We start from the raw sequence: 24,721 nt of genomic DNA, 5'->3' as shown, positions 1-24,721 counted from the left end.
CTGAATGATGTCCGGCGGCGTCCTACTCTCCCACACCCTGGCGAGTGCAGTACCATCGGCGCTGAAGGGCTTAGCTTCCGGGTTCGGAATGGGACCGGGCGTTTCCCCTTCGCTATGACCGCCGTAACGTTGTCGAGTTGTCAAACGGGTTCCCGTTCGTCTCTCGGGAACCGCACAGTGGACGCGTAGCAAAGCAGTGAATGAAGTGGTGAAGTTGTCGGCTTATTAGTACCGGTCAGCTGCGAGGGTCGTTAGTCCCCTCTTCCACATCCGGCCTATCTACCCAGTGGTCTAGCTGGGAGCCTCTCACCCCTCAAGGGGGCATGGAAACCTCATCTTGAAGCAGGCTTCCCGCTTAGATGCTTTCAGCGGTTATCCCTTCCGAACGTAGCTAACCAGCCGTGCTCCTGGCGGAACAACTGGCACACCAGAGGTTCGTCCGTCCCGGTCCTCTCGTACTAGGGACAGCCCTTCTCAAGTTTCCTGCGCGCGCAGCGGATAGGGACCGAACTGTCTCACGACGTTCTAAACCCAGCTCGCGTACCGCTTTAATGGGCGAACAGCCCAACCCTTGGGACCTACTCCAGCCCCAGGATGCGACGAGCCGACATCGAGGTGCCAAACCATGCCGTCGATATGGACTCTTGGGCAAGATCAGCCTGTTATCCCCGGGGTACCTTTTATCCGTTGAGCGACGGCGCTTCCACAAGCCACCGCCGGATCACTAGTTCCGACTTTCGTCCCTGCTCGACCTGTCAGTCTCACAGTCAAGCTCCCTTGTGCACTTGCACTCGCCACCTGATTGCCAACCAGGCTGAGGGAACCTTTGAGCGCCTCCGTTACATTTTAGGAGGCAACCGCCCCAGTTAAACTACCCATCAGGCACTGTCCCTAGTCCGGATCACGGACCGAGGTTAGATATCCAGAGCGACCAGAGTGGTATTTCAACGTTGACTCCACCGACACTGGCGTGCCGGCTTCACAGTCTCCCACCTATCCTACACAAGCCGCACCGAACACCAATACCAAACTATAGTAAAGGTCCCGGGGTCTTTCCGTCCTGCTGCGCGTAACGAGCATCTTTACTCGTAGTGCAATTTCGCCGAGTTCGCGGTTGAGACAGCGGAGAAGTCGTTACGCCATTCGTGCAGGTCGGAACTTACCCGACAAGGAATTTCGCTACCTTAGGATGGTTATAGTTACCACCGCCGTTTACTGGGGCTTAAATTCTGAGCTTCGCCTTGCGGCTGACCCGTCCTCTTAACCTTCCAGCACCGGGCAGGCGTCAGTCCGTATACATCGTCTTGCGACTTCGCACGGACCTGTGTTTTTAGTAAACAGTCGCTTCTCCCTGGTCTCTGCGGCCCTTCACGCTCCCCGAGCAAGTCGGTTCACGCTTCAGGCCCCCCTTCTCCCGAAGTTACGGGGGCATTTTGCCGAGTTCCTTAACCACGATTCTCTCGATCGCCTTGGTATTCTCTACCTGATCACCTGAGTCGGTTTGGGGTACGGGCGGCTAGAACCTCGCGTCGAGGCTTTTCTTGGCAGCATAGGATCACCAGATTCCCGCATTCGCGGTCACCGTCAGCTCTCAGGCTATATGAGGTGCGGATTTGCCTACACCTCGCCCTACGACCTTGGACGTGGACTACCATCGCCACGCTTGGCTACCTTCCTGCGTCACCCCTGTTAATACGCTTACCTACTACCGGTTCGGGTCACGCGCTCCACGCCACGGTGTCCCCGAAGGGACGATGTGGCATCTCGGGCGTTTAGCATCACCGGGCTCGGTATGGGCGGTTCTTCGCCGGTACGGGAATATCAACCCGTTGTCCATCGACTACGCCTGTCGGCCTCGCCTTAGGTCCCGACTTACCCAGGGCGGATTAGCCTGGCCCTGGAACCCTTGATCATTCGGCGGACGGGTTTCTCACCCGTCATTCGCTACTCATGCCTGCATTCTCACTCGTGTGGCGTCCACCGCTGGGTTCCCCCGCGACTTCACTCGCCACACGACGCTCCCCTACCCATCCACACGCCTGAACACACCCGAAGGTGCGCTGAGCTGATATGTGAATGCCACAGCTTCGGCGGTATACTTGAGCCCCGCTACATTGTCGGCGCGGAATCACTTGACCAGTGAGCTATTACGCACTCTTTCAAGGGTGGCTGCTTCTAAGCCAACCTCCTGGTTGTCTGTGCAACTCCACATCCTTTCCCACTTAGCATACGCTTAGGGGCCTTAGCTGGTGGTCTGGGCTGTTTCCCTCTCGACTACGGAGCTTATCCCCCGCAGTCTCACTGCCACGCTCTGGCTTACCGGCATTCGGAGTTTGGCTAACGTCAGTAACCTGGTGGGGCCCATCGGCTATCCAGTAGCTCTACCTCCGGCAAGAAACACGTGACGCTGCACCTAAATGCATTTCGGGGAGAACCAGCTATCACGGAGTTTGATTGGCCTTTCACCCCTAACCACAGGTCATCCCCCAGGTTTTCAACCCTGGTGGGTTCGGTCCTCCACGCGGTCTTACCCGCGCTTCAACCTGCCCATGGCTAGATCACTCCGCTTCGGGTCTAGAGCACGCGACTGAATCGCCCTATTCGGACTCGCTTTCGCTACGGCTTCCCCACACGGGTTAACCTCGCCACGTACCACTAACTCGCAGGCTCATTCTTCAAAAGGCACGCTGTCACCCCTGCTAGGGAGGCTCCAACGGATTGTAGGCACACGGTTTCAGGTACTATTTCACTCCCCTCCCGGGGTACTTTTCACCTTTCCCTCACGGTACTTGTCCGCTATCGGTCACTAGGTAGTATTTAGGCTTACACAGTGGTCTGTGCAGATTCACTCCAGGTTTCTCGGGCCCGGAGCTACTTGGGATCCCCTTCGGGAGGCCACGCCATTTCGTCTACGGGGGTCACACCCTCTGTGCCGGGCCTTTCAATGCCCTTCGACTATGACGCGACTTTCTGACTCCCTGTCGGATCGGCAGATCCAACGGAAAGGTCCCACAACCCCGTGCACGCAACGCCTGCCGGCTTGAACACGTACACGGTTTGGCCTGATCCGCTTTCGCTCGCCACTACTCACGGAATATCTCTTCCTGGCGGTACTGAGATGTTTCACTTCCCGCCGTTCCCTCCACACACCCTATATATTCAGGTGCAGGTCACACGACATGACTCGTGCGGGGTTTCCCCATTCGGACATCCTCGGATCACGGTTCGTTTGCCAACTCCCCGAGGCTTATCGCAGGCTACAACGTCCTTCTTCGGCTCCTAGTGCCAAGGCATCCACCCTGTGCCCTTATAAACTTGACCACAAAAATCATTCAAAAAAGATGCTCGCGTCCACTGTGCAGTTCTCAAGCTACGACCGGGAAACCAGYACCCTCACCCCAGCACCTACCCCCACCACCTCGCGCAAAAGCGCAACGCAGTACCGGCGGTTTGACTGAGCGGTACCAGCCCGCAGCCACCCGAGCCCCACCGCCACCCGCAGGCGAAGACGCGACCCGTAGCGACCCTGAACGAACAACCTTCCGGCTGTTCCCTCAGGACCCAACAGCGTGCCCAGCCGACCCCTCCCCAGCAACGATCCGTTCCCACCCAGAACCCCGAAGGGCCTGGCGTACTAGGTCGCCACCAGCTCGAAAGCCGGCCAACAGTCGATGTTCCACCCTYGAGCACCGTCCCCCACTCGTTCGGCAGGGACAACGGGCCTGGACACCCTCCACCACCCATGACAGGCGATGTGGCTGCCAGATGCTCCTTAGAAAGGAGGTGATCCAGCCGCACCTTCCGGTACGGCTACCTTGTTACGACTTAGTCCCAATCGCCAGTCCCACCTTCGACAGCTCCCTCCACAAGGGTTGGGCCACCGGCTTCGGGTGTTACCGACTTTCGTGACTTGACGGGCGGTGTGTACAAGGCCCGGGAACGTATTCACCGCAGCGTTGCTGATCTGCGATTACTAGCGACTCCGACTTCATGGGGTCGAGTTGCAGACCCCAATCCGAACTGAGACCAGCTTTTTGGGATTCGCTCCACCTCGCGGTATCGCAGCCCTTTGTACTGGCCATTGTAGCATGCGTGAAGCCCAAGACATAAGGGGCATGATGATTTGACGTCATCCCCACCTTCCTCCGAGTTGACCCCGGCAGTCTCCCATGAGTCCCCGGCATAACCCGCTGGCAACATGGGACGAGGGTTGCGCTCGTTGCGGGACTTAACCCAACATCTCACGACACGAGCTGACGACAACCATGCACCACCTGTACACCGACCTTGCGGGGCAACCATCTCTGGAAGTTTCCGGTGTATGTCAAGCCTTGGTAAGGTTCTTCGCGTTGCATCGAATTAATCCGCATGCTCCGCCGCTTGTGCGGGCCCCCGTCAATTTCTTTGAGTTTTAGCCTTGCGGCCGTACTCCCCAGGCGGGGCACTTAATGCGTTTGCTGCGGCACGGAACTCGTGGAATGAGCCCCACACCTAGTGCCCAACGTTTACGGCATGGACTACCAGGGTATCTAATCCTGTTCGCTCCCCATGCTTTCGCTCCTCAGCGTCAGTTGCGGCCCAGTGACCTGCCTTCGCCATCGGTGTTCCTCCTGATATCTGCGCATTCCACCGCTACACCAGGAATTCCAGTCACCCCTACCGCACTCTAGTCTGCCCGTACCCACTGCAAGCCCAAGGTTGAGCCTTAGGTTTTCACAGCAGACGCGACAAACCGCCTACGAGCTCTTTACGCCCAATAATTCCGGACAACGCTTGCGCCCTACGTATTACCGCGGCTGCTGGCACGTAGTTAGCCGGCGCTTCTTCTGCAGGTACCGTCACTTTCGCTTCTTCCCTGCTGAAAGAGGTTTACAACCCGAAGGCCGTCATCCCTCACGCGGCGTCGCTGCATCAGGCTTGCGCCCATTGTGCAATATTCCCCACTGCTGCCTCCCGTAGGAGTCTGGGCCGTATCTCAGTCCCAGTGTGGCCGGTCGCCCTCTCAGGCCGGCTACCCGTCGTCGCCTTGGTAGGCCACTACCCCACCAACAAGCTGATAGGCCGCGAGCCCATCCCAGACCGATAAATCTTTCCAGACACCACACATGCGTGTGCGTCTCGTATCCGGTATTAGCCATCGTTTCCCATGGTTATTCCAGAGTCTGGGGTAGGTTGCTCACGTGTTACTCACCCGTTCGCCACTGATCAGACCAGCAAGCTGGCCATCACCGTTCGACTTGCATGTGTTAAGCACGCCGCCAGCGTTCGTCCTGAGCCAGAATCAAACTCTCCGTAAATGTCTACATGGCACCCCACCACCCAAAAGCGGTGAAGCAACCGACACACGAAATGGTCCCGATAAGGACCGTTCAGATTCGGCTGAATTTTGGCACCGCCCCCCACGGAGGTGGAAAAACGGCACCTATCTCAACCAAGACCCACCACCCTCGAACACCCCACCCCGAACGGGACAAGACATCCTCCGATAGCGAGCCATATGGCATCGACTATTTGGCACACTGTTGAGTTCTCAAGGAACAGACGCGCATCNCACCCCACCCCGAACGGGACAAGACATCCTCCGATAGCGAGCCATATGGCATCGACTATTTGGCACACTGTTGAGTTCTCAAGGAACAGACGCGCATCTCCTCGAGATCTTTCGATCTCATCCGAGAGGCTTTGTCGTTCTGAATCCTACCTGGCTTTCGGACCGCTTCCCGCCACCGTTTCCGGCAGCATCTGCGGGCCTGGAGCCCGTCCCCGCCGGTTTCAGGGCGCACGAAGCGCCTGTCAACACGAGCGGGGGTGGCCACCCTAGGGACCAGCCACCGTGGTTCGATCCGCGGTGTCCGTTCCTCCCTCTCGGGCGACATCGAGAACATTACGCGCGTGTTGCGGCGGGTGTCCAATCCCGCTGCGGTGACCCCGGTCACCAGGGCCGGCTGACGGTGCATAAGTCCAGGTCAGAGCCCGACGAGCCCCCGAAACCCGGGGGCTCGTCGGAACGTCAGGCGTCAGCGTCGACGACCGCCAAGGTCCGCTTCCCCCGGCGGAGGACCGCCCAGCGCCCGTGCAGCAGGTCGTCCGCGGTGAGTACGGCGTCCTCGGAGGCCACCCGGGCGTTGTTCACCGACGCCCCTCCCTCGGCGATCGCGCGCCGGGCGGCTCCCTTGCTGGCGACGACCCCCGTCGCGGCCAGCAGGTCCGCGATGGAGTCCCCCGCCGCACCGCTCGCGGACGGCAGCTCGGCGACCGCCGCGGCCAGCGTCGAGGCGTCGAGGTCGGCGAGCGACCCGCGCCCGAACAGTGCCTGGCTCGCGGCGACCACCTGGTCGGCCGCAGGCGTCCCGTGCACGAGCGCGGTCACCTCGTACGCCAGGGCGCGCTGCGCCTCGCGTGCCGCCGGGCGCTGCGCGACCGCGTCGTCGAGCTCCTCGATCTCGGCGCGCGACCGGAAGCTGAACACCTTGAGGTAGCGCACCACGTCGGCGTCGTCGGTGTTGAGCCAGAACTGGAAGAACGCGTAGGGGGTGGTCAGCTCCGGGTCGAGCCAGACGGTGCCGGACTCGGTCTTGCCGAACTTGGTGCCGTCCGCCTTGGTGATCAGCGGCGTGGTGAGCGCGTGCACGGCGACGCCCTCGGCCTTGCGGATCAGCTCGACTCCCGAGAGGAGGTTGCCCCACTGGTCGCTACCACCGGTCTGCAGACTGATCCCGTGCCGGCGGTGCAGCTCGAGGTAGTCCATCCCCTGCAGGATCTGGTAGCTGAACTCGGTGAAGCTGATCCCCGCGTCGCTGTGCAGGCGTCGCGCCACCGTGTCCTTGGCCAGCATGGTGCCGAGGCGGTAGTGCTTGCCGATGTCACGCAGGAAGTCGATCGCCGACAGGGGCGCGGTCCAGTCCAGGTTGTTCACCATCGTGGCCGCGTTCGGGCCGTCGAAGCGGAGAAGGGGCTCGATCTGCTTGCGGATGCGCTCCACCCAGCCCGAGACGACGTCGCGGTCGTTGAGCGTGCGCTCCCCCGCCATCTTCGGGTCGCCGATCAGGCCCGTGGCGCCGCCCACGAGGCCGTACGGGCGGTGGCCCGCGTCCTGCAGCCGGCGGACGGTGAGGATCTGCACGAGGTTGCCGATGTGCAGGCTGGCCGCCGTGGGGTCGAACCCGCAGTACAGCGAGACGGGCCCGGCGGACAGCGCGTCGCGGAGAGCGTCGAGGTCGGTGGTCTGGGCGATCAGCCCGCGCCACTCGAGCTCGTCGAGGATGTGGTTCACAGGGTCTCCAGGGGAAAGGCCGGTTCAGGCAGAACGGTCGGGGCGGGCGTGAGCGGGTGGCCGGCGTCGTCGTCCCTCACGGGACGTCTACCGACGCCGGCGCGCGATACGCCGGGCGATACGCAGAGACCGTGCGCTCGTCCGTGAGCCAGTAGCGCCACGGGAACCTCGAGCCCTCGCCGCCCGACCCGGAGACACCGACGCGGGGGCCGGACTTGTGCGTGGGCTGCACGACGACCTGGTGGCGGTGCAGCACCACGTCGCCGCCCGCCTCCGTCACGTCCGCGCCGTTGGCGCGCAGGTCGAGGCCGAGCGCCACGGCCAGGCGGGCGGGGCCACGGGCCAGCTGGCGCTCCGAGTCGACGACGCCGACGGACTCGCGACGTCGCCACGCCAGGTCGGTGCCCTCGACGATCTCGCCCGCGCGCAGCAGCACGGCCGCCGGACGTCCGGTGGGCTCCGCGACGATGTTGAGGCAGTGGTGCAGCCCCAGGTGCCGGTAGACGTACAGGCGGCCCGGCTCGGCGAACATCACCGCGTTGCGAGACGTGCGGCCGCGGAAAGCATGGGAGCCCGGGTCGTCGGCACCGCCGTAGGCCTCGACCTCGGTGATCCGGAGCGTGACGTCGCCCTCGGGTGAGCGCGAGGTGAGGTAGGAACCCAGGAGGTCGCGCGCCACCGCGTGCACCTCGCGGCTGAACCAGACGCGCGCCGGGACGGCCACGAGCGCGCGCGGGTCAGCGGCGTCCGGGGTCTCGAGCGGTTCCGACGGGCTCACGCGGCCCATCTTGCCGCACGACGCCGGTGTTCCGCGGCGTGGTCCAGGCCGCTCAGGGGACCCGCGCACCGAACGCGTCGAGCCGGACGTCCGCGCGCTCGCGCGTGCGTTCGCGGGCGAAGTGCGCGGCCTCGTCGGCCATCCACGTCGCCCAGTGCTCCCGCGCGTCGGCGCCGTCGCGCGCCAGACCGCGGTCGAGACGCAGGTCCGCAGGCGCCTCGACCCAGATCCGGAGCACCGCGAGCGGGTCGACGGCGCGCCGGGCCGAGCCGCAGCCCTCAAGGACCAGCAGGCCGGGAACGGGGACGTCCACCCAGTCGGCGAACGCCCCGGTCGGCCAGTCGAACCGCTGGTAGCGGCCCGGCACCCCCCGGCGCAGCGGCTCCAGCACCTGCGCCGACAGGCGGGGCCAGAGCGATCCCTCGAGGCCCGTCCATCCCTCGTAGAGGTCGTCGAGGTGCAGCACCGTCGCGCCGCGGGCGGCCAGCGCGGCCGCCAGGGTGGTCTTCCCGGAGCCTGCCGGTCCGTCGATCGCGACGAGCCGCACGCGACCGAGCCGTGGGCGCGACGCGAGCGCCCGCTCCGCGAGCTCGTCGGCGATCACGACGTCCAGGTGCGCAGCTCCGCCGCGCGGGCGCGGGCCCGGTCGAGCTGCTCGGCGACGCGGACCGGTGCGGTGCCGCCGTGCGCGGACCGCGAGGCCAGCGACCCCTCGACGGTGAGCACCGTGCGGACCTCCGGGGTCAGGTGCGGCGAGATCGCGGCGAGCTCGTCGTCGGTCAGGTCCCACAGCTCGATCGCCGGGTCGTGCTCCTCGCACGCGCGGACGCAGGCACCCGCCACCTCGTGCGCGACGCGGAACGGCACACCGGTGCGGACGAGCCACTCCGCGATGTCCGTGGCCAGCGAGAACCCCTGCGGTGCCAGCGAGGCCAGCCGCTCGGTGTCGAACTCGAGCGTCGCGACCATGCCGGCGAACGCGGGCAGCAGCACGGTGAGCTGGTCGACCTGGTCGAACACCGGCTCCTTGTCCTCCTGCAGGTCGCGGTTGTACGCGAGCGGGAGGCCCTTGAGCGTGGTCAGCAGACCCGTCAGGTCGCCGATGAGGCGTCCCGCCTTGCCTCGCGCCAGCTCCGCGACGTCCGGGTTCTTCTTCTGCGGCATGATGCTCGACCCCGTGGAGTAGGCGTCATGCAGCTTGACGAAGCCGAACTCCTTGGTCGCCCAGATGACGACCTCCTCGGCCAGCCGGGAGACGTCCACGGCGAGCATCGCCGCCACGAAGGCGAACTCGGCGACCGCGTCGCGTGACGCGGTGCCGTCGATCGAGTTCTCGACCGGACCGGAGAAGCCGAGCTCGGCAGCGACCGCGGCCGGGTCGAGGCCGAGCGACGAGCCGGCGAGCGCCCCCGACCCGTACGGCGACAGGGCTGCGCGGGCGTCCCAGTCGATCCAGCGGTCGACGTCGCGCAGGAGCGGCCAGGCGTGCGCCAGCAGGTGATGCGCGAGCAGGACCGGCTGTGCGTGCTGCAGGTGCGTGCGCCCGGGCATCGGGGCCGCGCCGGCGGCGGTCGCCTGCGCGACCAGGGCGTCGACGACGTCCAGGACGAGCCCGGCGAGCGTGCGCGCCTCGCGGCGCAGGTACATCCGCACGAGCGTGGCGATCTGGTCGTTGCGCGAGCGCCCCGCGCGCAGCTTGCCCCCGACGTCGGCGCCCGCCCGCTCGATCAGCCCGCGCTCGAGCGCGGTGTGCACGTCCTCGTCGTCCGGTGCCGGACCGAACGCCCCGCTGGCCACGTCGGCCCGCAGCCGCTCGAGGGCGTCGACCATCGTGGCGACCTCGTCGTCGGTGAGCAGTCCCGCGGTGTGCAGGACGTGCGCGTGCGCGACGGAACCGGAGATGTCCACGTCCGCCAGGCGCCAGTCGAACTGCGTCGAGCGGGACAGCTCCGCCAGGGCGGCTGCCGGCCCGGAGGCGAAGCGGCCGCCCCAGAGGGCCAGGGGGGTCTCCGGCAGCTGGTCAGCCACTGATCCCGCCCTGCGAACCCAGGTCCACACCGTTGCCGAAACGGACGTCGCGCGCCGCGGCCAGCTTGGAGGACAGGCCGTAGATCTCGATGAAGCCCTTGGCGGCCGACTGGTCGAACGAGTCGCCCGTGTCGTACGTCGCCAGGTTGAAGTCGTACAGGCTGGCGTCCGAGCGGCGGCCCGTGACCGTCGCGCGCCCGCCGTGCAGGACGAGCCGCACGTCGCCCGAGACGTAGCGCTGGGTGTCGTCGACGAAGACGTCGAGCGACTTCTTCAGGGGCGAGAACCACTGACCGTCGTAGACCAGCTCGGTCCAGCGCTGCTCGACGCCCCGCTTGAACCGGGCCTGCTCGCGCTCGACGGTGACGTTCTCGAGCTCCTGGTGCGCGGCGATGAGCGCGATCGCGCCCGGCGCCTCGTAGACCTCGCGGGACTTGATGCCCACGAGCCGGTCCTCGACGATGTCGATCCGGCCGATGCCCTGGGCGCCCGCGCGGCGGTTCATCTCCTGGATCGCCTGCAGCGGCGTGACCGGCACGCCGTCGAGCGCGACGGGCACGCCCGCCTCGAACGTCACGATGACCTCGTCGGCGACCGGCGGGAACGTCGGGTCGTCCGTGTAGGTGTAGACGTCCTTGGTGGGACCGTTCCAGATGTCCTCGAGGAACCCGGTCTCGACCGCGCGACCCCAGACGTTCTGGTCGATGGAGAACGGGTTGTGCTTGGTGGTCTCGATCGGCAGCGCGTTGCGGGTGGCGAACTCGATGGCCTTGTCGCGGGTCAGTGCGAGGTCCCGGACCGGTGCCAGGCACGTGAGGTCGGGTGCGAGCGACGTGATGCCCACCTCGAAGCGGACCTGGTCGTTGCCCTTGCCGGTGCAGCCGTGGGCGACGGTCGTCGCGCCGAACTGCCGGGCGGCCCGCACGAGGTGCTTGACGATGACCGGGCGCGACAGCGCCGAGACCAGCGGGTAGCGGTCCAGGTAGAGCGCGTTCGCCTTGAGCGCCGGCATGCAGTACTCGTTCGCGAACTCGTCGCGGGCGTCGGCCACGTAGGCCTCCACCGCGCCGCAGTCGAGGGCGCGCTGGCGGATCACGTTGAGGTCCTCGCCGCCCTGGCCGACGTCGACCGCCACCGCGATCACGTCGGCACCGGTGGCCTCGGCGATCCAGCCGATGCCCACGGAGGTGTCCAGGCCGCCGGAGTAGGCGAGGACGACGCGCTCAGTCATGGTTCTTCTCTCTTCGCAGGTTCTGAGGGTGTTCTGGGGTCAGTCTGACGGACGGGTGCGCGAGGGCGTGTCGGTGGCCAGCGCGAGGAAGCGGGCGGCCAGCGCGGCGCCGGTCTCCCCCTCGCGGGCGATCACCAGGACGGTGTCGTCGCCCGCGATCGTGCCGAGCGCCGCCGGCAGGATCGAGTGGTCGATGGCCGACGCGAGGAACTGGGCCGCGCCGGGCGGGGTGCGCAGGACGACGAGGTTCCCGGACGCCTCCGCGGTGACGAGCAGCTCCGCGCAGAGCCGTGCCAGCCGTGCGGCGAGCATCTCCTCGTCGGGGCCGGCCGCCGGCGCGCGCAGACCGCCCTCGGCGGGCACCGCGTAGGCGAGCGCACCGGACGGCGTGCGGATCTTCACCGCGCGCAGCTCGACGAGGTCGCGCGAGAGCGTCGCCTGCGTGACGGTGACGCCCTCGGCGGTGAGCAGCTCGGCCAGCTGCTGCTGCGAGTGCACCGTGCCGCGGGTGAGCAGCGAGGTGACCAGCGCGTGCCGCGCGGCCTTGGTGTGCGGGACGGTGACGCTCATGTGCCCTCCACCAGCCAGGACAGGAGCGCCTTCTGGGCGTGCAGGCGGTTCTCGGCCTCGTCCCAGACCACCGACTGCGGGCCGTCGAGCACCTCGGCGGTGATCTCCTTGCCGCGGTAGGCGGGCAGGCAGTGCAGGACGAGCGCGTCGGGGGCGGCGAGCGCCATCGCGGCCGAGTCCACGCGGAACGGGACGAACGGCGTCTCCCGGTCGGCGGCCTCGGACTCCTGGCCCATCGACACCCACGTGTCGGTGGCGACGACGTCCGCGCCGGTCACAGCCTCCGCGAGCGAGTGCACGACCGACACCGACCCGCCCGTGTCGGCGGCGATGGCCGTGGCGTCCGCGAGGATCGACGCGTCCGGGAGGTAGCCCTCGGGGGTGCCGATCCGCACGTGCAGCCCCGCCGTGGTGCCGCCGAGCAGGTACGAGTGCGACATGTTGTTGGCGCCGTCGCCGACGTAGGCCAGCGTGCGACCGGCCAGTCCCCCGACGCCGCCGCGGTGCTGCGCGATCGTCGCGAGGTCCGCCAGGATCTGGCACGGGTGGAAGCTGTCGGTCAGCGCGTTCACCACGGGGACGCCCGAGAACTCCGCCATCTGCTCGAGCCGGTCCTGGGAGAACGTGCGCCACACGATCGCCGCGACCTGCCGGCCGAGCACCCGCGCGGTGTCCGCGATCGACTCGCGCTCGCCGATCCGCGCGAGCTTCCCGTCGACAGCCAGCGGGAAGCCGCCGAGCTCGGCGATGCCGGCGGTGAACGAGACCTGGGTGCGCAGGGTGGGCTTGTCGAAGATGACGGCGACCGCCCGCGGACCGGTCAGTGGCGTGCGGATGAACCGGTCGTCCCGGAAGGCGAGGGCGAGCTCGAGGACGGCGCGCTGGTCGCGGGGGGACAGATCGTCATCGCGGAGGAAGTGCCGGGTCATGACAGGTCCTCCGGGAGGCTGGCCAGGAAGTCGACGAACGTGCCCGCCTGCTCCACGGTGAGGAGAAAGGGTGGCGCGAGCCGGACGGTCGTCGGGGTGCACGGGTTGACGATGAACCCGGCGTCCAGCGCACGGGCGGCCACCGCGGCGGCGACCGGCGCGACGAGCTCGATCCCGATCAGGAACCCCTCGCCCCGCACCTCGCTGACCAGCCCCGCGCCCGCGAGCTGCTCGCGGAACGTGGCGCCGAGCGCGGCGACGTGCGCGAGCAGACCGTCGCGCTCGATCACCGCGATCGTCGCCAGCCCGGCGACCGACGCCACCGGGTTGCCGCCGAAGGTCGTGCCGTGCTGCCCGCGACCGAGCAGCGTCGCGGTCCGCTCGCCGTACGCGATGAGGGCGCCCACGGGGAAGCCGCCGCCGAGACCCTTGGCCACCGTCACGACGTCGGGAACGATCCCGCCCCCGATGTGCGGGAGCTGGTGGGCGAACCAGGCACCGGTCCGGCCCATGCCGGTCTGCACCTCGTCGAGGATCAGCAGAGCGCCGTGCTCCGCGGTGAGCCGGCGCGCGTGCGCCAGGTACCCCGAGGGCAGCGGCCGGACGCCGGCCTCGCCCTGGAGCGGCTCGAGGAAGAGCGCGGCCACCTTGTCGCCGTCGACCGCGAAGGCGGCGTCCAGCGCGGCGGTGTCCGCGAACGGCACGAACTCGACGCCGCCGGGCAACGGCTCGAACGGCTCGCGGTACGCGGCCTTGTGGGTGAGCGCCAGGGCGCCCATCGACCGGCCGTGGAACGACCCCTCGAGCGCGAGGACGCGCGGCCGGTCCGCGCCACCGTTGCGGCGGGCGAGCTTGAACGCGGCCTCGTTGGCCTCCGTGCCGGAGTTGGTGAGGAACACCCGAGAGCCCGCGGGCGCACCGGCCAGACCCAGCAGCCGCTCCGCGAACGCGATCTGCGTGGGACTGCCGAAGAAGTTGGAGACGTGACCGAGGGTGCCCAGCTGCGCACTGATCGCTGCGGTCAGCGTGGGGTGCGCGTGGCCGAGCGAGTTCACGGCGATCCCGCCGAGCAGGTCGAGGTAGCGGTTGCCGTCGGCGTCCCACACGTACGCGCCCTCGCCGCGGACAAGCACCCGCTGCGGTGCGCCGAAGGTGTCCATGAGGGCGTGCGTGTAGCGGTCGGTCCACTGGGCGACGGAACCGTCCGTGGCGGCCACGGGCAGGGACGCGTCCGGGCTCTCTGCGGACCGGTGCCGGGCCCGGACGCTCGTGTTCTCGACGGTCATGCGGTCACCTCGGGGTCGTGGGGCACCACGGGGATGGGCGCGGTGAACGGGGCGTCGGCGGGCTCCTCGTCGGGCAGGACCATGGTGCCGATGCCGTCGGAGGTGAACACCTCCACCAGGATCGAGTGGGCCGAGCGACCGTCGATGACGTGGGCGCGGCCGACGCCGCCCTCGACCGCCCGCCAGCAGGCCTCCATCTTCGGGCGCATGCCGGCGTCCAGCCCGGGCAGCAGCTCCGCGAGCGAGCTGGCGCTGATCCGCCGCACCAGCGACGTCTTGTCGGGCCAGCTGGTGTAGAGGCCCTCGACGTCGGTGAGCACGATGAGCTTGCGCGCGCCGAGAGCCACCGCGAGCGCCGCGGCCGCGGTGTCGGCGTTGACGTTGAGCACCTGGGTGGGGTCGTCGAGGTCCGGGGCCACGGTCGACACGACCGGGATCCGGCCGGCGTCCAGGAGGTCCAGGACCGCGCTGGGGTTGACCTTGACCACGTCGCCCACCTGGCCGATGTCCACGCTCACGCCGTCGACGATCGCGGTCCGGCGGCGCGCCTGGAACAGCCCGCCGTCCTCGCCCGACAGCCCCACGGCGTGCGGGCCGTGCGCGTTGAGCAGGCCCACGAGCTCGCGCGACACCTGGCCCGTGAGCACCATGCGGACGACGTCCATCGCCTCGGGGGTGGTCACACGAAGACCGCCGCGGAACTCCGACTCGATGCCCAGCCGGTCGAGCATCGCGTTGATCTGCGGTCCCCCGCCGTGCACGACCACCGGCTTGAGGCCGACCTGGCGCAGGAACACCATGTCCTCGGCGAACGCGCGCTTGAGGTCCTCGTCGATCATCGCGTTGCCGCCGTACTTCACGACGACGAGCGCGCCCGCGAACTTCTGCAGCCAGGGCAGCGCCTCGATGAGGACCTCCGCCTTCTGGTCGGCGCGCAGGTCCGTGCGGGTGTTGAACGTGAAGTCGCTCATGTGGAGTACGCGCTGTTCTCGTGGACGTAGTCGTGCGTGAGGTCGTTGGTCCACACGGTGACCACCTCGCCGCCCGCGTGCAGGTCGATCAGCACGTGCACCTCCCGGTGCGCGGCCAGGTCCACCTCGGAGCGTGGCCGGAAGGCGCCGCCGGCCTTGCACACCTGGACGCCGTTGATCGTGACGTCCAGCTGCGCGGGGTCGAACGCGGCCACGCTCTCGGGCACCGTGCCGACCTGCGCCAGCACGCGGCCCCAGTTGGGGTCGTTGCCGAACATGGCGGCCTTGAACAGGTTGGACCGGGTCACGGCCCGGGCGACCGCGAGCGCCGCGTCCTGCGTCTCGGCGCCCATCACGGTCACCGCGATGTCGTGCGTGGCACCCTCGGCGTCGGCGACCAGCGCGCGGGCGAGCTCGCCGCAGACCTGGGTGAGCGCGGCCGTGAAGCCCGCCGGGTCCGGGACCGCGCGGCTGGCACCGGAGACGAGCAGGGTGACCGTGTCCGAGGTGGACATGCAGCCGTCCGAGTCGACGCGCTCGAACGTCTCGGACGTGGCGGTGCGCAGGGCGGCCGCGGCGGTCTCGGCGTCGACGACGGCGTCGGTCGTGATCACGCAGAGCATGGTGGCCAGCCCGGGTGCCAGCATGCCCGCGCCCTTGGCCATGCCCCCGACGGTCCACGCTCCCCGGTCACCGTCGACGTGCAGGTGGGCGGTCTTGGGGACGGAGTCGGTCGTCATGATCGCGACGGCGGCGTCCGGGCCCCCGTCGGAGGACAGCGCCTCCACCGCGACGTCCACACCCGCGAGGAGGGTGTCGATGGGGAGCCGCTCGCCGATCAGGCCGGTCGAGCAGACGACGACGTCGCCCGGGGAGATCTCCAGGGCGGCGCCGACCTTCTCGGCGGTCGCGTGGGTGTCCTGGAAGCCCTCGGGTCCCGTGCAGACGTTGGCGCCGCCGGAGTTGAGCACGACCGCGCTCACGACACCGTCGGAGACCGCCTGGCGCGACCACACCACGGGCGCCCCGACCACCCGGTTGGTGGTGAACACGGCGGCGGCGGCCTGCGACGGGCCGTCGTTCACGACGAGTGCGAGGTCGGGCGTGCCGGAGGCCTTGAGGCCAGCCGTGACACCGGAGGCGCGGAAGCCGGCCGCCGCGGTGACGCCGGGCGAGGGCAGGGCGAGCGTCTCGATGCTCACGGGGCAACTCCGTCCAGGGGAAGGCCGAGCGTCTCGGGGAGTCCGAGCGCCAGGTTGAGCGACTGCAGGGCGCCGCCGGCGGTGCCCTTGACCAGGTTGTCGATGGCGGTCACGGTGACCACGCGGCCCGCGCGCTCGTCGACCGCGACCTGCACGAGCGCGGTGTTGGCACCCAGCGTCGCAGCCGTCGTCGGCCACTGCCCCTCGGGGAGCAGGTGCACGAACGGCTCGCCGGCGTAGGTCTCCTCCCACGCTGCCCGCACGGTGGCGGGGTCGACGCCCTCGACCAGCCGGGCCGTCGCGGTCGCCAGGATGCCGCGGGCCATCGGCACGAGCGTCGGCGTGAACGAGATCGTCACGTCCGCCGCTCCCGCGGAGCGCAGGTTCTGGGCGATCTCCGGGATGTGCCGGTGGGTGCCACCGACGGCGTACGGCTGGGCGGCGCCGAGCGCCTCACTGGCGAGGAGGTGGGTCTTCAGGGACTTGCCCGCGCCCGAGTAGCCGTTGGCGAGCACCGCGACGAGGTCGGTCGGCTCGATCAGGCCCGCGGCCACACCGGGCTGGAGGCCGAGCGAGACGGCGGTGACGTTGCAGCCGGGGACGGCGATCCGGCGGGCGGCAGCGAGCACGGACCGCTGCCCGGCGGCGGTCCGCTCCCCCGGGTGCAGCAGCTCGGGCAGCCCGTACGGCCACGTCCCTGCGTGGGCGCTGCCGTAGAACTGCTCCCAGTCGGCGGCGTCGACGAGGCGGTGGTCGGCGCCGAGGTCCACGACGAGCGCGCCGTCGCCGCGCGCCTCGAGCTCCGCGGCGATCGCGCCGCTCGCCCCGTGCGGCAGCGCGAGGACGACGACGTCGTGTCCCGCGAGCGTGTCGACCCCGGTGGGCTCGAGCACCCGGTCGGCCAGCGAGCGCAGGTGCGGATGGTGGGCGCCGAGGGGCGTGCCGGCGTTGGAGTGCGCGGTGAGCGTGCCGATCCGTGCCTCGGGGTGCGCCAGGAGCACGCGGAGCATCTCGCCGCCGGCGTACCCGCTGGCACCTGCGACCGCAACCGTGAACGTCATATGTATGAACATACACAAGGATGTACGAAGATACGAACGCCCTTCCCGGGAAGATCGTCGCGCGTCCCCGCGTTGCCGCAACCGTGCGCGCCATCCACGCGACCGCTGCGGGCGGTCCCGACGTCCTCGCCCTCGTCGACCTCCCCGACCCGGAACCGGCCGCCGACGAGGTCCTCGTCCGGGTCGCGGCCGCGGGCGTCAACTTCATCGACACGTACCGCCGCGCGGGCGTGTACCGGATGACGTACCCGCACGTCGTGGGCTCGGAGGGTGCGGGCGAGGTGGTCGCGACCGGCGACGACGTCAGCGAGATCGCGGTCGGCGACCGGGTCGCCTGGTCGTCGGCACCCGGCTCGTACGCCGAGCTGGTGACCGTGCGGGCGTCCAAGGCGCTGCTCGTCCCGGAGGGGGTGCCCGACCGGGTCGCCGCCGCCCTCCCCCTGCAGGGCCTCACGGCTCACTACCTGGTGACCTCGACGTTCCCCGTGCAGACCGGCCACGACGTGCTGGTGCACGCCGCCGCCGGTGGGGTGGGACTGCTGGTCACGCAGCTGGCGTCGCAGCGCGGTGCCCGGGTGATCGCGACCGTCGGCAGTGCGGACAAGGAGCGCCTGGCGCGCGAGGCCGGCGCCGCGGACGTCATCCGCTACCGCGAGCTCGACGACCTGACCCGCGACCTGCCCGCGGAGGTGCGGGCGCTCACGGGGGGCGCCGGCGTGCACGCGGTGTTCGACTCCGTCGGCAAGGACACCTTCGACGCGTCCCTGGCCTCCCTGCGCCGCCGCGGGACCCTCGTCCTGTTCGGCGCCTCGTCGGGTCCCGTCCCGCCCGTCGACCCGCAGCGCCTCAACGCGGCCGGCTCGGTGTTCCTCACACGCCCCACGCTCGACGACCACGTCGCGACGCGTGACGAGCTCATCTGGCGCGCCGACGAGCTGTTCGACGCGGTCCGCGCCGGCGCGCTCGACGTGCGGATCGGTGCGACGTTCCCCCTGGCCGACGCGGCCGACGCCCACCGCGCGCTCGAGTCGCGCTCCACCACCGGAAAGGTCCTGCTGCTCCCGTGAGCATCCCCACCCTGAATGCGGTTCGCACTCTCCACGTCGAGGTCTGGTCCGACATCGCGTGCCCGTGGTGCTACATCGGCAAGCGCCGGTTCGCGACCGCCCTCGCCGACTTCCCGCACCGCGACCACGTCGACGTCACGTGGCGGTCGTACGAGCTGTCCCCGACCACCCCGGTGGGCCCGGGGAGGCCGGAGATCGACATGCTGGCCAGGCTCAAGGGCATCCCGCACGACCAGGTGAAGCGGATGTTCGCGCAGGTCACCGCGGTGGCGGCCGGCGAGGGACTCGCGTACGACTTCGACCGGTCGTTGGCCGCGAACACCTTCGACGCGCACCGCCTGGTGCACCTCGCGCGGACGACCGGGGGCGCCGAGCTCGCCGAGCGGACGCTCGAGGCCCTGTTCTCGGCGCACTTCGAGCACGGCGCCGACCTGGGCGACGACGAGACGCTCGTCCGCATCGTCAGCGGCACCGGCATCGACGAGGAGGTCGTCAGGGCGGCGCTCGCCGGCGACGAGGGTGCCGACGCGGTGCGCGCCGACGAGGACGAGGCGCGCGCGCTCGGCGTGACCGGTGTGCCGTTCTTCGTCGTCGACCGCCGTATCGCCGTCTCCGGCGCGCAGCCCGCGGACGTGTTCACGCAGCTGCTCGAGGCCGGGTGGCGCGAGGCCAACCCGCTGCAGACCCTGGCCACCGCGGACCCCGACGCCGCAGCGTGCGTCGACGACTCGTGCGCGATCTGACCCTCCGGGCGATCACCCCGGCCGACGTGCCCGGGCTGGCGCGGCTCAACGACGACGCGGTGCCGGCGGTCAACGCGCTCGGCATCGACGGGCTGACCGGGCACCTGCCCGACTGCGACCTGGCGGTCGTCGCGCAGGACGAGGACGGGGACGGGGACGTGCTCGGCTTCGTGCTCGCGGTGGCCCCCGGCTCCGCCTACGCCAGCGAGAACTACCGATGGTTCTCCACCCACGTCCCCGGTTCGCTCTACGTCGACCGGATCGTCGTGCACCCTGCGGCGCACGGCCGCGGCGTCGGGCGCGCCCTGTACGCCGCCGTCGACGCGCGCGCCCGCGAGCTCGGGCTCGGCGTGGTGACCTGCGAGGTCAACCTCGAACCGCCGAACCCGGAGTCGCTGGCGTTCCACGCTCGCCTCGGGTTCCGCCGGGTCGGTGAGCAGGCGACGAAGCGAGGCTCGGTGGTCGTCGCGCTGCTGTCCCGCGACGTGGGCTGACCGTCGACGCACTCCGTGGCCGGGGCGATCGCGCACGCGCACCACGACTACCTCTGAGCACGGCCGAGGCCCGCGTCCGTGACGGGACGCGGGCCTCGGTCGTGCGCGGTCAGCGGGTGATGACCGGTGCGCTCGTGCTCGGGCTCACGTTCGCGGTGTCGCTCGGGACGAACGTCGCCGTGTACGTGTGCCGACCGGACGGGACGGTCCCGATCGCGATGCCCAGGACCACGGTGAGCCGCTTGACCACCGTGGTGCCCTCGCGGATCTCGATCGTGCCCGACGGCACCTTCCCGTTGTCGGTGGCGACCGTGGCGATCGCGACCGACGGGATGAACAGGAAGCCCCGCGTGACCGTCAGGCCCGTCGTGGTGGTCACCTTGTTGACCACCACCGTGACGGGTGCCGACTCCGAGCCGGTCACCGTGGCGTCGCCGGCGAACCGCGCGACGACGGCGTAGCTGCCGGCGGGCGTGGTCGACGGCAGCCGCAGGGTGGCGACGCCGCTGCTGGTCAGCGGCGCCGTGCCGAGCACGGTGGTGCCGGAGACGAACTCGACCGACCCGGTCACCGGCACGTCCGCCGTGACCGTCGCGGTGAGCGTCACCCGCGACGACGAGCCGAACACCTGGCTCGACGGCGCCGCCGTGAGCGTGGTGGCCGACGACGGGATACCCGCCTCGACGGTGAGCGGGAGCGTCACGGTGGTGAGGCTCGGGCTCGCGACGAGGGTGAGCGTGTGGGCGCCGGCTGCGGTGCCCGCCGGGATGGTCACGGACACGGTGGCGTTGCCGCCGCTGACCGGGGCTGTCCCGATGGACGTGCCGTCGAGCCGGACGTCCAGGCTGGTGTTCAGCGGCGAGCCGAGGCTCGTCAGGTCCAGCTTGGTCACCGGGAAGGTGAACGTGTCACCGGCCGTGACCGTGGACGGCACCGTCGGGACCCCGACCGCCTGGCGAGCGAAGTCGGGCGCGAGCCCCGGGTGCTCCTGCAGGTAGCTGATCCAGCCGTCCCGGTCGATGAGGCCCGAGTCGCGCGCGTCCGTGCCCTCGGTGAACACCCGGAAGTTGTCGCCACCGGTGGTGAGGAACGAGAACGTGCCGATCCGGTAGCTCGCCGCCGGGTCGATGGGCTGGCCGTCCACCGTGATGGACGTGATGCGCGACCCCGCCGCCGCCGTGGCGTCGAACGTGTAGGTCACGTTGTCCGACAGGCCCAGCTGCAGGTAGGACCGGCTCGGGACCGTTCCGTCGGGAAGGGTCTGCCACTGCTGCTCGAGCATCGTCGTGAACTGCGCGCCCGTGAGCGACGTGGTCCAGAGGTTGTTCACGAACGGCAGCACACCGTTGGCCTCGGCCGTCGTGATGACGCCGTCCGGGGCGTAGAACAGCTCGGCCCGCAGGCCGCCGGGGTTCACGACGCCGATCTCGGCGCCACCCAGGTTCTCCGGAGCGAGGGTGTCCCGCAGCGCGTTGGCCACGAGGTCTCCCAGCGTGGACTCGCTCGCCCGGTCGTCACGCGCCGTGGAGGCGGCCGTGTAGCCGGTCGGGCCGTACGTGCCGCCGGTGAACGCGGTCGTGATGTCGGCCGTGACCGAGCCGACCGGGACCGAGCCGACCACGTTCGCGTAGGCCAGCGCCGCCTGGACGATGGTGTTGACCTGCGCGACGCGCGGGTACGTCGCGACGAGCTGCGCCGCGAACGCGGCCTCGTTCTGCGCCGGGGTGTTGCCGGGGATGACCGGCGCGACCAGACGCGGGACGTTCTGCTGGGTGTGCGCGACGACCTCACCGCCGGCGGGGTCGAACGTGAGCACGACCTTGCCGATGAACTCGCCGTAGCTCCCCGTCTGCAGGATCGGCCGCGTCTTTCCGGCCTCGCCGGGGACCGGTGCCTCCCACGCGTACTGCTGGTGGGTGTGGCCCGTGAAGATCGCGTCGACGGCCGCGGACGTCTCCTCGACGATCTCCTTGAACGCACCGCCCTCCGCGAGCTCCTCCTCGAGGGTGCCGTTCGGCACACCCTCGTGGGCGCCCTCGTGGAAGCTGGCGACCAGCACCTCGGCCTCGCCGTTGGACGGGTCCCCGTCGCTGAGCTGCGCGGCGACGCGGTTCACGGCGTCGACCGGGTCGCCGAACTCGAGCTCGGTGATGCCGCCGGGCGTGACCAGCGAGGGGGTCTCCTCGGTGACGGCGCCGATGACACCGACCGAGACGCCGTCCATGTCGAGGATCGCGTACTCCGGCAGCGCCGGCGTCGTCGTCCCCTTGAGGTAGACGTTCGCCCCGAGGTAGTCCCACGTCGCGTTGGTGCCGCCGGCGATCACGCGGTCCGTGAGGTCCTGGAACCCCTTGTCGAACTCGTGGTTGCCCACGGCCGACGCGTTCAGCTCGAGGGCGTTCAGCACGTCGATCGTCGGCTGGTCCTGCTGGACCGCCGAGGCGAACAGCGATGCGCTGATGTTGTCGCCGGCCGAGACGAACGCGACCGCGCCGCCGGCCGCGATCGCCGCGGCCTTCTCCTTCTCCACCGTGCCGGCGAACTTCACCGTGTTGGCGTCGATGCGACCGTGGAAGTCGTTGATGTCGAGGAGGGTCAGGTTCACCGGCTTCGCTGCGCCGTTGACCAGCCCGACGACCACCGGGTCGTGGTCGGAGGACCGGTAGACGTCCGGGGCGTAGTAGAGCGTGCCGTGGTAGTTGTACCGGTCGTACTCGAGCGCGATGGACTCCTCGGCGTTGATCTCCCAGATGTCCGCGCCCGTGGCGCGCGCCATGGCGGCCTCGTTGAGCAGCACGTGGTCGAGCGAGCCGGACAGGCCGCTGAACGAGTAGGAGAACTGGCCGTCGGCGAGCGCCGTGGCGGCGTCGGTGTACCCGGCGTCGTACAACGTCTGCAGCGGGTCCTCGAGCGTGTACGCGTTGAAGTCACCGACCAGCGCGACCGCCTGGGCGTCGCCCTGGACCGTCGGGACCCAGTCGCGCAGCGCGGCGGCCTGCCGCTTCCGCGACCCGTTCGAGGCGCCCTGACCGTCGCCGGTGTCGGCGTCGTCCTGCCACGGTCCCGCGGAACCCTTGGACTTGAAGTGGTTCACGGCGACGAAGAACGGTGCGCCCCCGCCGACCGGCGTGAACACCTGGCCGATGGGCTCGCGGGCGTTGCCGAACGCCTGGTCGTCCCCACTCTGGTCGCCCAGCGCGCGGGACTCGCCGGTCCGCTCGACGGCGGCGGGCTTGTAGATGAGGGCGTTGGTGATGACGTCCTGGCCGGCGGCCGGCGGCAGCTCGGTCGACGAGGGGACGAAGGCCCAGACCGTGGAGCCGGCGGCCGCGTTGAGCGCGGTGACCAGCGTGCCGAGCGCCTCGTCGGGCACCCCGTCGACGCGGGCCGAGTTCTCGATCTCGAGCAGGCCGACGACGTCGGCGTCGAGCGCGTTGATCGCCGCGACGATCTTGTCCTGCTGGCGCTGCAGGTCGGCGGGGTCCCAGGCACCGCGCGGGTCGCAACCGGTGTTGACCGTGACCGGGTCACCGGTGCGGTCGTTGTAGGACGTGCAGCCCGCCGTCGTGGCGCCGAGGGTGGTGAAGTAGTTGAGCACGTTGAACGACGCGACCTTGAGGTCACCGCCGACCGCGGTCGGAGCCGTGGTCCGGTCGTTCTCGAACGTCACGGCGGCCGGTCCGGGGGACGTGGGGTTGAGCTTCCACACGTTGTTGCGGAAGTCGACGACGACCGGGGCCGTGAGGGTCGCCGCGGCGCCGACGCGGACCGGGTTGGTCAGCGAGACGTACGGCGGGGTGAGGCCGGAGTTGGCGGCCGAGAGGAAGTTGGTGGAGGACCCGTCGTCGAGCACGACCCCGCGGGCCGCGTTGTCCGCGACGGCCGCCAGCGCCGCGGGCGAGCCGGGACGGCCCACCTCGGTGGGCTGCAGGAGCGGCAGGGTGCCGGCCGCGAGGCCGACCTCGCCGTACTGGTTGGTGGAGAACGTGTTGGTGATGGTCAGGTCGCCGGTCGGCTGGAACAGCATCGACTCGAGCGCCTCGCGTGCGGCGTCGGTGGTCGGCCACGTGCCCGACACGGGCGTCGCCGCAGCGGCGGCCGGCAGCGGCACGAGGTCCGCGGCCGCGGAGACCGTGATCTCCGTCAGACCGTTGAACTCCGAGACGACGCCGGTGACCTGGACGTGGTCACCGATCGCGACCGCGCCGGCGGTGGCCGACGAGAAGACGAAGACCGCGTCGGACGCACCCGGCGTCGCGTCGGTCGTGCCGCCCGAGCCGGGGGTCTGGAGGACGTAGCCGTTCAGTCCGCCCGTGGGGTAGGCCGCGGTGACGACGCCGTCCGTGATGACGGTCCGGCCGGCGAGCGGCGACGTCGCGCCCGTTCCCTGGACCTCGGCGATGGTGGCCGCGACCGGGGTGACCGGGCCGGGGGTGCCCGCGACGCCCGGCGTCGGGGTCGCCGCGGCGAAGTCGCCCGCGTTGTTCGCGGTGTTCGTGAGCAGCCCGTCGCGCGTGACCGACTGGCTGTTGGAGGCGCCGAGGGCGGGGCCGCTGCCGGCGAACGCGTTGGCGGTCGCGCCGTACCCGACGAAGTCGACCACCGGGTCGCTCGCGGGGCACGCGGCCGCCGCGCAGGTCAGCGCCGCGGTCGTGTTGACCAGGGCGACCTTGCCGGCGGTGCCGCTCATCGCGATCGTGCCGGTGACGTTGCCGGGGACGGGGGTCGTGCCGCCGGTGCCGGCCGCCTCGACCACCACGAACGCGGCGCCGGGCTGGATGACGCCGGTGAGGGGCGTGGTCAGGGTCGCGCCGAACGCACCCGCCGCCGAGGCGTACTGGACCGACCAGCCGGTCAGGTCGACCGGTGCGCTCGTCGGGTTGACCAGCTCGATGAAGTCGTTCGTGTAGGTGGCGCCGCTGTTCCCACCGCCGCCGTACACCTCGTTGATCAGGATGCGTGGGCTGGTGCCCACACCGGCGTGGGCGGCACCGGCTGTGACCACCGCCCCCGTCACCGCCAGAGCGAGGGCGGCGATGCCCCCGCTGATCGACTTCGTCGCACGGCGCACGTCGGGCTCACTTTCGT

At 69.5% G+C, this 24,721-nt stretch carries 15 protein-coding genes and 3 rRNA genes; 3 read left to right on the top strand and 15 right to left on the bottom strand.

The features are described 5' to 3' along the window. Positions 1 to 9: 9 nt before the first annotated feature. From rrf to argC, 14 genes are all read right to left on the bottom strand, one after another. A 5S ribosomal RNA gene (gene rrf / locus ASD18_RS15015) occupies positions 10 to 126 on the bottom strand. A gap of 79 nt (positions 127 to 205) precedes the next feature. Next, a 23S ribosomal RNA gene (locus ASD18_RS15010) occupies positions 206 to 3,321 on the bottom strand. A gap of 455 nt (positions 3,322 to 3,776) precedes the next feature. Beyond that, positions 3,777 to 5,297, bottom strand: a 16S ribosomal RNA gene (locus tag ASD18_RS15005). The 16S, 23S and 5S rRNA genes sit together here, the layout of an rRNA operon. Before the next feature lie 713 nt (positions 5,298 to 6,010). Beyond that, positions 6,011 to 7,273 (bottom strand): tyrosine--tRNA ligase, encoded by a 1,263-nt coding sequence (gene tyrS / locus ASD18_RS15000; protein WP_056093539.1) that lies wholly within the window; start codon positions 7,271 to 7,273, stop codon positions 6,011 to 6,013. Positions 7,274 to 7,349: 76 nt separating this feature from the next. Continuing rightward, positions 7,350 to 8,051, bottom strand: coding sequence for a DNA-3-methyladenine glycosylase (locus tag ASD18_RS14995; RefSeq protein ID WP_235522410.1), 702 nt, complete (start codon positions 8,049 to 8,051; stop codon positions 7,350 to 7,352). 52 nt (positions 8,052 to 8,103) lie between these two features. After that, positions 8,104 to 8,655, bottom strand: a complete 552-nt coding sequence (locus ASD18_RS14990) for a uridine kinase (protein WP_156388023.1) — start codon at positions 8,653 to 8,655, stop codon at positions 8,104 to 8,106. Further along, positions 8,652 to 10,079, bottom strand: coding sequence for an argininosuccinate lyase (argH, locus tag ASD18_RS14985; protein WP_056093536.1), 1,428 nt, complete (start codon positions 10,077 to 10,079; stop codon positions 8,652 to 8,654). Before argH ends, ASD18_RS14990 begins: the two co-directional genes overlap by 4 nt. Continuing rightward, a complete protein-coding gene (locus ASD18_RS14980) occupies positions 10,072 to 11,310 on the bottom strand; it encodes an argininosuccinate synthase (protein WP_056093532.1) in 1,239 nt (412 codons plus the stop codon). The genes argH and ASD18_RS14980 overlap by 8 nt, the downstream gene beginning before the upstream one ends. Positions 11,311 to 11,349: 39 nt before the next feature. Beyond that, positions 11,350 to 11,880, bottom strand: a complete 531-nt coding sequence (locus ASD18_RS14975; RefSeq protein WP_056093530.1) for an arginine repressor — start codon at positions 11,878 to 11,880, stop codon at positions 11,350 to 11,352. Beyond that, positions 11,877 to 12,809, bottom strand: coding sequence for an ornithine carbamoyltransferase (gene argF / locus ASD18_RS14970; protein WP_056093526.1), 933 nt, complete (start codon positions 12,807 to 12,809; stop codon positions 11,877 to 11,879). The genes ASD18_RS14975 and argF overlap by 4 nt, the downstream gene beginning before the upstream one ends. Beyond that, positions 12,806 to 14,095, bottom strand: a complete 1,290-nt coding sequence (locus ASD18_RS14965) for an acetylornithine transaminase (RefSeq protein WP_056093523.1) — start codon at positions 14,093 to 14,095, stop codon at positions 12,806 to 12,808. Before ASD18_RS14965 ends, argF begins: the two co-directional genes overlap by 4 nt. Next, the gene (gene argB, locus ASD18_RS14960) at positions 14,092 to 15,066 is read right to left on the bottom strand and encodes an acetylglutamate kinase (RefSeq protein ID WP_056093519.1); all 975 of its coding nucleotides are present in this window, start codon (positions 15,064 to 15,066) and stop codon (positions 14,092 to 14,094) included. Before argB ends, ASD18_RS14965 begins: the two co-directional genes overlap by 4 nt. Beyond that, positions 15,063 to 16,268, bottom strand: a complete 1,206-nt coding sequence (gene argJ / locus ASD18_RS14955; protein ID WP_082574082.1) for a bifunctional glutamate N-acetyltransferase/amino-acid acetyltransferase ArgJ — start codon at positions 16,266 to 16,268, stop codon at positions 15,063 to 15,065. The genes argB and argJ overlap by 4 nt, the downstream gene beginning before the upstream one ends. Then, the gene (gene argC, locus ASD18_RS14950; protein ID WP_200938619.1) at positions 16,265 to 17,329 is read right to left on the bottom strand and encodes an N-acetyl-gamma-glutamyl-phosphate reductase; all 1,065 of its coding nucleotides are present in this window, start codon (positions 17,327 to 17,329) and stop codon (positions 16,265 to 16,267) included. Before argC ends, argJ begins: the two co-directional genes overlap by 4 nt. An 83-nt stretch (positions 17,330 to 17,412) precedes the next feature. Between argC and ASD18_RS14945 the strand changes: the two genes are divergently transcribed. From ASD18_RS14945 to ASD18_RS14935, 3 genes are read left to right on the top strand one after another with little or no spacing between them, the layout of a single operon-like run. After that, on the top strand, positions 17,413 to 18,396 hold the full coding sequence (locus tag ASD18_RS14945) for a quinone oxidoreductase (RefSeq protein WP_056093513.1): 984 nt from the start codon (positions 17,413 to 17,415) through the stop codon (positions 18,394 to 18,396). Further along, positions 18,393 to 19,139: a DsbA family oxidoreductase gene (locus ASD18_RS14940; protein WP_082574080.1), complete on the top strand. Its 747-nt coding sequence runs from the start codon at positions 18,393 to 18,395 to the stop codon at positions 19,137 to 19,139. The genes ASD18_RS14945 and ASD18_RS14940 overlap by 4 nt, the downstream gene beginning before the upstream one ends. Next, on the top strand, positions 19,127 to 19,633 hold the full coding sequence (locus ASD18_RS14935; protein ID WP_162251753.1) for a GNAT family N-acetyltransferase: 507 nt from the start codon (positions 19,127 to 19,129) through the stop codon (positions 19,631 to 19,633). The genes ASD18_RS14940 and ASD18_RS14935 overlap by 13 nt, the downstream gene beginning before the upstream one ends. 109 nt (positions 19,634 to 19,742) lie before the next feature. Here the strand turns inward: ASD18_RS14935 and ASD18_RS14930 are convergent, their stop codons facing one another. Beyond that, the gene (locus ASD18_RS14930) at positions 19,743 to 24,704 is read right to left on the bottom strand and encodes an ExeM/NucH family extracellular endonuclease (RefSeq protein ID WP_056093510.1); all 4,962 of its coding nucleotides are present in this window, start codon (positions 24,702 to 24,704) and stop codon (positions 19,743 to 19,745) included. Positions 24,705 to 24,721: the final 17 nt, after the last annotated feature.

Origin of the sequence: Cellulomonas sp. Root137 (assembly GCF_001426725.1) — a bacterium.
GTDB lineage: Bacteria > Actinomycetota > Actinomycetes > Actinomycetales > Cellulomonadaceae > Cellulomonas.
Note: the sequence above shows the minus strand (reverse complement) of the source record. Positions and strands in the feature narration are given on the sequence as shown.